The 8,180-nt window shown below is 71.0% G+C and carries 7 protein-coding genes; 2 read left to right on the top strand and 5 right to left on the bottom strand.

What is annotated here, in order from left to right; genetic code table 11:
• Positions 1-154: 154 nt before the first annotated feature.
• Entirely contained in the window at positions 155-1,093 is a 939-nt protein-coding gene (locus L2C96_RS25725) for a methionyl-tRNA formyltransferase (protein ID WP_237338087.1), read from the bottom strand.
• 106 nt (positions 1,094-1,199) lie between these two features.
• Between L2C96_RS25725 and L2C96_RS25720 the strand changes: the two genes are divergently transcribed.
• Together L2C96_RS25720 and L2C96_RS25715 are read left to right on the top strand one after the other, a co-directional pair.
• Positions 1,200-2,519, top strand: coding sequence for a lysine N(6)-hydroxylase/L-ornithine N(5)-oxygenase family protein (locus L2C96_RS25720; RefSeq protein ID WP_237338086.1), 1,320 nt, complete (start codon positions 1,200-1,202; stop codon positions 2,517-2,519).
• A gap of 50 nt (positions 2,520-2,569) precedes the next feature.
• On the top strand, positions 2,570-3,826 hold the full coding sequence (locus L2C96_RS25715; RefSeq protein ID WP_237338085.1) for a salicylate synthase: 1,257 nt from the start codon (positions 2,570-2,572) through the stop codon (positions 3,824-3,826).
• 45 nt (positions 3,827-3,871) lie between these two features.
• Here the strand turns inward: L2C96_RS25715 and L2C96_RS25710 are convergent, their stop codons facing one another.
• From L2C96_RS25710 to L2C96_RS25695, 4 genes are all read right to left on the bottom strand, one after another.
• Positions 3,872-4,876 carry a FecCD family ABC transporter permease gene (locus tag L2C96_RS25710; protein WP_237338084.1) on the bottom strand — a complete coding sequence of 335 codons (1,005 nt, stop codon included), beginning with the start codon at positions 4,874-4,876 and terminating at the stop codon, positions 3,872-3,874.
• Positions 4,873-5,928, bottom strand: coding sequence for a FecCD family ABC transporter permease (locus L2C96_RS25705; RefSeq protein ID WP_372491266.1), 1,056 nt, complete (start codon positions 5,926-5,928; stop codon positions 4,873-4,875). Before L2C96_RS25705 ends, L2C96_RS25710 begins: the two co-directional genes overlap by 4 nt.
• Complete coding sequence (locus L2C96_RS25700; protein WP_237338083.1) at positions 5,925-6,458, bottom strand: hypothetical protein; 534 nt, start codon at positions 6,456-6,458, stop codon at positions 5,925-5,927. The genes L2C96_RS25705 and L2C96_RS25700 overlap by 4 nt, the downstream gene beginning before the upstream one ends.
• A gap of 80 nt (positions 6,459-6,538) precedes the next feature.
• Positions 6,539-8,134 (bottom strand): (2,3-dihydroxybenzoyl)adenylate synthase, encoded by a 1,596-nt coding sequence (locus tag L2C96_RS25695; protein ID WP_237338082.1) that lies wholly within the window; start codon positions 8,132-8,134, stop codon positions 6,539-6,541.
• Positions 8,135-8,180: the final 46 nt, after the last annotated feature.

Genomic DNA, 8,180 nt, shown 5'->3' with positions numbered 1-8,180 from the left:
GTTTGTGCATATCACCTTGAGCCAGGGCCGCAAGGTTGGCATGTTCGGCTGCCGGACCCAGCGAGGGTTGCGGCCCTGGCTCAAGGTGATCGCGCCGGTGTCAGGCGACGGGATGACCACCCAGCTTCGTTGGGTTCAAAGACAACCGCCGCTTTCAGCGGCCTAGGTAGCCGCCCATCTTCGTGAAGTACTCGGTGGCCGCCAGCTCTGTGCCGTCTTCCAGGCGGACCTGTTCGATGACCAGGCCGTGGTTCTTGCCGAACCTGGCATCCGCGCCGGCGACGATCACCACTCCGTCGCCTTCGGGGATGAAGATCCGGCCGGGTGTGCCGCCGTACCGTCCCTTCGAGACGGACGCCTTGGTGATCCGGATGGTCTGTCCCTTGTGGGTGGTGAAGGCGTTCGGGTACGGGTCGGACTGGGCGCGGACCAGGCGGTCGATGTCCTCGGCAGGCCAGGTCCAGTCGATGCGACTGTCCTCGATGGACCGCTTGTGGAAGAAGCTCGCCTTGGAAAGGTCCTGGGGTACCGGCTCGTAATTTCCTGATTCGAGCTTCGCCAGGGCTTCCGAGACGACCGGTTCGATGAGGTCCACCGTGCGGTGGAACAGGTCCGTCACCGTGTCACGAGGGCCGACCTCGACGGATCGTTGCAGGATGATGTCGCCCGCGTCCAGCTCGTCGTTCATCATGTGCGCGGTCACGCCCACCTCCTTCTCCCCGTTGATCAGCGCCCAGATCAACGGCGAGAAACCGGCGTATGCGGGCAACAGCGAATCGTGCACGTTGAGGGTGCCCCGGGGCGGCAGGTTGAAGATTTCCGGCGGCAGCCAGGTGCGCCAGTTGTTCGCGACGATGATCTCCGGGCCGGCCTCCTTGAGCGCGGCCGTCACGTCGTTGTCGGGGCGGTTGCGTTCGATCACCGGAACACCGTTCTGCCTGGCGAGATCCGCGACCGAGTCGGACCAGATCTTTTCGTAGGCGTGGTCGCTCTTCGGGTGTGTCACGACGAGCACCACCTCGTGACCGGCGTCCAGCAGTGCACGCAGCGTGCGGTGCCCCCACGTCTGGTAGCCGAACATCGCGACCCGCATCGGTCCTCCTCGTTCCGGGATCAACATCACGCCCGAATGTAGTAGTTAAGCCTCCCCTAACTTAGGTTAGGGTTGCCTCGGTTGTACATCTACGGATAGGACGGGCATGCCAGAACCGCAGGAAGTTCCGGTCTACGACCTGGTCGGGGTCGGCTTCGGCCCTTCGAATCTCGCACTGGCGATCGCCGTCACCGAGCACAACGCCGGCGGCGGGGAGGCGGTCACCGCGCACTTCCTCGAGCGTCAGCCGCGGTTCGGCTGGCACCGGGGGATGTTGCTGGACAACGCCACGATGCAGGTGTCGTTCCTCAAGGACCTCGTCACCATGCGCAATCCGGCCAGCGAGTTCAGCTTCCTGTCCTACCTGCACAGTCAGGGGCGCCTCGTCGACTTCATCAACCACAAGAACCTCTTCCCGCTGCGGATCGAGTTCCACGACTACCTGGAGTGGTCGGCGGCGAAGGTCGATGACCTCGTCTCCTACGACCGCGAGGTCGCCGGGATCACGCCGGTTCCGGGCGAGGAATCGTTGTTCGACGTGCGGACCACGGACGGGCAGGTGCTGCGCGCCCGCAACGTCGTGTTCGGCACCGGGCTGCGGCCCAACCTCCCGGAGGGTGTCACGGTCAGTGACCGGATCTGGCACAACCACCAGCTGCTGCACCGCATCGACAAGGTGTCCGACCCCGAGCGGTGCATCGTCGTCGGCGCCGGGCAGAGCGCCGCGGAGGTCACCGCGTTCCTGCACGACAAGTTCCCGCGCGCCGAGGTGTGCTCGGTGTTCGCCCGCTACGGCTACAGCCCGTCGGACGACAGCTCGTTCGCGAACCGGATCTTCGACCCGGAAGCGGTCGACGCGTTCTACACCGCGCCGGAGGACGTCAAGCGCCGCCTGATGGACTACCACGGCAACACCAACTACTCGGCCGTCGACCTCGACCTCATCGACGACCTGTACCGCCGCGTCTACCGCGAGAAGGTGCAGGGCGTCCAGCGGCTGCGGATCTTCAACGCGTGCCGCCCCATCGACGTCACCGAAACCGAGTCCGGCGTCCGGATGGCGATCGAATCCCTGACCACCGGCGAGAAGACCGTGCTGGACGCGGACCTCGTCGTCTACTCCACCGGATACCGTCCGGCCGATCCGACGTCGCTGCTCGGCGAGCTGGCCGCCAAGTGCCGCCGCGACGAGCACGGCCGCCTGCGGATCGAGCGCGACTACCGGCTCGTCACCCCGGACGTGAAGGCCGGGCTCTACCTGCAGGGCGGGACCGAGCACTCGCACGGCATCACCTCGTCCCTGCTCTCGAACACCGCGGTGCGGGTCGGCGAAATCCTGCGCTCGATCCTCGACCGCAGGGAACCGTCGTTGGACTGGCCTGCCGAGTACGCGGTCAGTGGTGTGAAAGCCGAGGAGTGGGCGTGACCGAGTACGACGTCGAGGAAACCGGCTCAGTGGCTGAGCCACTTAGCCTTGTGACCAGACTGGCGCGCGCCGGGTTCGACGACTACGTCGTCTACGAACGCGACGGCGTGTGGACGTTCGCCGGCGGTGCCCTCGCGACGGTGTCGCTCGACGCCGAGCGAGTGCGCATCTCGTACGGCGACGAGGTGACCGATCGTGCGTGGACCGGGTCGCCGGGCGAGGCGATGCGGTCGGCGCTCGCGGAGCTGCCGGTGACGGGGTGGAACGCCTACGGTCGCGTGCACTTCTCGTTCGCCGGGCTGGTGCCGGGGCTCGGGCTGCGCGGCGCCGTGCCGCCGCCCGGTGAGGTGGTGCGGGTGATCGTGCCGCGCACCGAGGTGCGGCTGGACGGGCAGTCGGTCCGCATCCGCGGTGTCGACGCGGGGGAGCGCGCACGGGTGCGGGAGATCCTCGAAGCGTCCATCGAGGCCGACACGCCACGTGCCGCCGAGGTGGACGTCCGCGCGGGCGGCGAGAGCTACCGCGAGCGGGTCGCCCAGGCGGTCAAGGAGATCCGGCAGGGGCAGTACCAGAAGGTGATCCTGTCGCGGGTCGTGCGGATCCCGTTCCCGGCGGACCTGGTCGCGACCTACGAACTGGGGCGGCGCGGCAACACCCCCGCCCGGTCGTTCCTGTTGCGGTTGAACGGCGCCGAGGCGGCCGGGTTCAGCCCGGAGATCGTCGTGTCGGTCGACGGGAGCGGGCGGGTCACGACGCAGCCGCTGGCCGGGACGCGTGCGTTCGGGCGGGGCAGCGAGGCGGACGCGGCCGCGCGGGCCGAGCTCGAATCGGACCCCAAGGAGGTGTTCGAGCACGCCGTGTCCGTGCGGACCGCGCAGGAGGAGATGCGGCGGGTGTGCGTGCCGGAATCGGTGCGGGTCGGGGATTTCATGGGCATCAAGGAGCGGGGCAGCGTGCAGCACCTGGCTTCGCTGGTGAACGGGGACCTCGCGGACGGCCGGTCGGCGTGGGACGCGCTGGAGGCGGTGTTCCCGGCGGTGACGGCGTCCGGCATTCCCAAGCGCGAGTCGCTCGACGCGATCTCCCGGATGGACGACCCGCGCGGGTTGTACAGCGGCGCGGTGATAGCGCTTTCCGAGGACGGATCACTGGACGCGGCGCTGGTGCTGCGGGCGGTGTACCAGGAGGGCGCGCAGGCGTGGCTGCGCGCGGGCGCGGGGATCGTCGCGGACTCCACGCCGGAACGTGAGTTCGAGGAGACGTGCGAGAAGCTGGGCTCGGTGGCGCCGTTCGTGGTGCGAGCCTGAGCTGGTTTTCGACGGCCCCGGGCGGCGCCCGGGGCCGTCGCGCGTTCAGCGGCGGCGCCAGAGGAGCCAGCCGAGGTAGGCGCCACCGAGTGCGGCGGTCGCCACGCCCACCGGGAGCGTCGACGCCCCGGCGACCCGCTGGGCGGCGAAGTCCGCGACCAGCACCAGCAACGCGCCCATCCACGCGGCCGGGAGGATGCCCGCCCCGGCGGCCCGGGTGAGCCGTTTCGCCAGCTGGGGCGCGGTGAGGGACACGAAGGCGATCGGCCCGGCGGCGGCGGTCGCGATGGCGCACGCCGCGGTGCCGACGATCAGCAGGTACACGCGGCTGCGCTCGACCCGCACGCCGAGCGCGGCCGCGGCGTCGTCGCCCATCTCGAGCATGTCGAGGCGGCGGGCGCCCGCGAGCAGCAGCGGGATCAACACGACCAGGGCGATCACCAGCGGCCAGAACTGGGTCCAGCCGAGGTTGTTGAGGCTGCCGGTGAGCCAGACGGTCGCGCGGGCGACGTCGGCGATCTGGGCGTTGACGATCAGGTAGAAGTTGATCGCCTGGAGGATCGCGCTGATGCCGATGCCGACCAGGACCAGCCGGGAGCCGCGGACGCCGCGCTGCCAGGCGAGGACGTACACGGCGATGGCGGTGACCAGCCCGCCGGCGAGCGCGCCGCCGGAGACGGCCAGGGTGCCGCCGCCGGAGAGCAGGATGACCAGCAGGCCGCCGGTGGTGGCGCCGTAGTTGAAGCCGATGATGTCGGGGCTGCCGAGCGGGTTGCGGGACAGGCTCTGGAACACGGCGCCGCTCATGCCGAGCGCGGCGCCGACGGCCAGCGCGATGAGCACCCGGGGCAGCCGGAGGTCGAGCACGGCGAAGTTCGTGATGCGGCTGCCGTTGCCGAGCAGGGTGCGGACGACGTCGAGCGGCGCGACGGAGATCGACCCGGTGCCCAGGGCGAGCACCCCGAAGCCGAGGATCGCGACCGCGAGCCCGACGCAGACGAGCACCGAGCGGCGTGCTGCCGTGCGGGTCCTGGTGAGTGTCTTCGTCATGAGCGGGCCGCCTTCGTGCGGCGCACCAGTGCGATGAACAGCGGCGCCCCGAGCAGGGCGGTCACCACCCCGACGTCGATCTCCTCCTTGGCGATCACCCGTCCCAGCACGTCGGCCAGCAACAGCAGCGCCGGGGCCAGCAGGGCGCAGTAGGGCAGCACCCAACGCTGGTCCGGCCCGGTGATCGCGCGGACCATGTGCGGCACCGCCAGCCCGACGAACACCAGCGGCCCCACCGCCGCCGTCGCGGCGCCGGCCAGCAGCGTGACAGCCAGGAGGGTCAGTCCGCGTGTCCGGCCGAGGTGGGCGCCCAGTGACTTGCCGGCCTCGTCGCCGAGGGCGAGCGCGTTCAGCGGCCGAGCCAGGAACAACGCGAGCACCACGCCGACCGCCAGGAACGGCAGCACCCGCACCAGGGTGCCGCCGTCGGCGCGCTCCAGCGAACCGACCGTCCAGAACCGCATCTGGTCCAGCGTCTGGGTGTCGAGCAGCGTCATCGCCTGGGTCAGACCGGTCAGCGCGGCCGACACCGCGGTCCCGGCGAGCGCGAGCCGCACCGGTGACGTGCCGCCCCGGCCGGCGATCACGTACAACACGAAACCCGCGACGGCCGCGCCCAGGAACGCGAACCAGACGAACGCCCGCAGGTCGGTCACGCCGAGCACGCCAACGGACAACGCGGCCGCCGTCGCCGCGCCCGCGTTGATGCCCAGCAGCCCCGGGTCGGCGAGGGGGTTGCGGGTCAGCGCCTGCATCAGCGCCCCCGCCACGCCGAGCGACGCGCCGACCGCGATGCCGATCAACGTCCGCGGCACCCGGATCGACCAGACCACATAGGACGAATCGGAGCCGTCGCGGTGGAACAACGCGTCGACGACCGTCCCGAGTGGAATGGACCGCGCGCCGACCGCGATGCTCAGCAACGCGATCGCCACGAGGACCACCAGCGCGACGACCAGGCCGGCCGCCCGGGACGGCGCCGCCAGGCGCGGGGCAGGCGCTTGACGGGGCGTCGCCCGGGAGGCGGCTCGGGTGGATCCACCGGTGCTCACGGGTGTTCTCCAGGTGCGGGGCGGGCAAAGTGCTTGTGGCGGCCGGCGCTCACGCGGCGTGGGCCGGCGCCGCAGCTGCTGGTGCGGACCCGGCGGGGGCCGGTGTTGGCGCGGCTGCTGGTGCTGACGTGGTCTGGGTCGGCGTGGGTGCGGCGGCTGCTGGTGCTGGTGCGGTGGGGGCTGGCGTGGGCGGCGCTGGTGATCCGGCGCGGCCGGACCCCGGCGCCGCGATTGCCGGTGCTTGCCGGGTGTGGGTCGGCGTGGGCGGCGTGGCTGCTGGTGCTGGTGCGGTGGGGGTTGGCGTGGGCGGCGCTGGTGATCCGGCGCGGCCGGACCCCAGCACCGCGATTGCCGGTGCTCACCGGGTGTGGGTCGGCGTGGGTGCCGCGGCTGTTGGTTCCCACCAGGCGCGTGCCGCCGTCGGTACCGCTGTCGGCGGTGGTCAGCCGGCGTGGGTGGGCGTCGGCGCCGCGATTGCCGGTGCTCACGCGGCGCGGGTCAACCGCGACACCGCGTTCGCCCGTGCTCACCCGGCGCGGGCCAACCTCGGCACCGCGAACGCCAGCGCTCACCTGGCACGAGTCAACCTCGGCGCCCCGATCGCCAGCGCTCACCCGGCTATCCGCTTGGCGAGCGCGGCCTTCGACACCTTCCCGACCTTCGTCAGCGGGAAGCTGTCCAGCACCTCCAGCCGGTCGGGCAGCTTGTACGCCGCCACGCCTCGCTCCCTCAGGAAGGCCGTCACCTCGCGCAAGGTCGGCGCCTCCCCGCGCACCACCAGGAACGCGCACGTCCGCTCGCCCATCACCTCGTCCGGCATCCCGACCACCGCGGCGTCGTGCACGGCCGGGTGCGCCAGCAGGTGGTTCTCCAGCTCCTCGGCCGGGATCTTCTCGCCACCGCGGTTGATCTGGTCCTTGATCCGCCCCTCGACGACCAGGTGTCCGGACGGCAGCGCACGCACCACATCCCCGCTGCGGTAGAACCCGTCGGGCGTGAACGAGCGCGCGTTGTGCTGCTCCGCCCGGTAGTAGCCACGCAGCGTGTACGGCCCGCGGGTCAGCAGCTCGCCGCTTTCGCCGGGTGCCACCGGGTCGCCCTCCTCGTCGACCACGAGCACTTCGTCCGCCGGGCACAGCGGGCGGCCCTGCGTGGTGATCTTCAGCTCGTCCGGATCGTCCAGCCGGGTGAAGTTCAGCAGTCCCTCGGCCATCCCGAAGACCTGCTGCAGATCGCAGCCGAGCGTCGACCGCACCCGCGAAGCGGGCTCCGCGTTGAACTTCGCGCCACCCACTTGGAGCAATTGCAGGCTGGACAGGTCCTCATCCATGAACTCGGTCGCGTCCATCCACAACAGTGCGACCGGCGGCACCACCGCGGCCACCGTGACGCGCTCCCGCTCGATCAGCTCGAACGCCGTGTCCGCACTGGGATCCGGCGCCAGCACGACCGTGCCACCGGCGGCCATCGCGCCGAGCAGGCCCGGCGAAGCCAGCGCGAAGTTGTGCGCCGCGGGCAACGCCACCAGGTACCGCGTGTCCGCCGAGAACCCGGACACCGAAGCGCTCGCCCGCGCGTTGTAGAGGTAGTCCTGGTGCGTCCGCGGGATCAGCTTGGGCGTGCCGGTCGTCCCGCCGGAGAGCAGGAACAACGCCACGTCGGAAGGATCTGGCGAAGGCAACGGGACCGGCGCGGCGGTCGGCAGCGGCTGGAACTCCGCGGGCTCGCCGACCACGAACACCTGCCGCACCGACGGCACCGCCTTCTGCACTGTCCGCGCCAGCTCGCGGTAGTCGTACCCGGCGTCGTCGGTGTCCGCGACCACGTACGCGACCGCTTCGCTCAGCTCGCACAGCGGCACGATCTCGCTCTCCCGGTGCGCGGGCAGCGCCAGCACCGGCAGCACCCCGGCACGCAGGAAAGCGAAGAACAGAGCCACGAACTCGGGCACGTTCGGCAGCTGCACCACGACGCGCTCGCCGGGCCGCAGCCCCGCCGACACCAGCCCGGCCGCCAGGCGCGAGGCCCACGCGTCGAGTTCGGCGTGGGTCCAGCGCGCGCCATCGGCGGCGACGAGCGCGACCCGGTCGCCGTGCGCCGCGGCGCCCTCGGTCAGCAGGACGTCGAGCGACTGTCCGGTCCAGTAGCCTTCGGCGCGGTACTTCGCCGCCAGTTCCTCGGGCCAGGGCACACAGCCGTGCAACATCGTCAGCTCCCTCGATCGCGCGAACTTAGGTTAGGCTAGCCGACGT

Source organism: Amycolatopsis tucumanensis (assembly GCF_021654135.1).
In the GTDB taxonomy this organism is placed as follows: domain Bacteria; phylum Actinomycetota; class Actinomycetes; order Mycobacteriales; family Pseudonocardiaceae; genus Amycolatopsis_E; species Amycolatopsis_E tucumanensis.
Note: the sequence above shows the minus strand (reverse complement) of the source record. Positions and strands in the feature narration are given on the sequence as shown.

Bases quoted from the DNA above. Each gene is read 5' to 3' on its own strand.
- L2C96_RS25725 (WP_237338087.1), bottom strand. From the start codon at position 1,093: ATGCGGGTCGCGATGTTCGGCTACCAGACGTGGGGGCACCGCACGCTG.
- L2C96_RS25720 (WP_237338086.1), top strand. From the start codon at position 1,200: ATGCCAGAACCGCAGGAAGTTCCGGTCTACGACCTGGTCGGGGTCGGC.
- L2C96_RS25710 (WP_237338084.1), bottom strand. From the start codon at position 4,876: ATGACGAAGACACTCACCAGGACCCGCACGGCAGCACGCCGCTCGGTG.
- L2C96_RS25695 (WP_237338082.1), bottom strand. From the start codon at position 8,134: ATGTTGCACGGCTGTGTGCCCTGGCCCGAGGAACTGGCGGCGAAGTAC.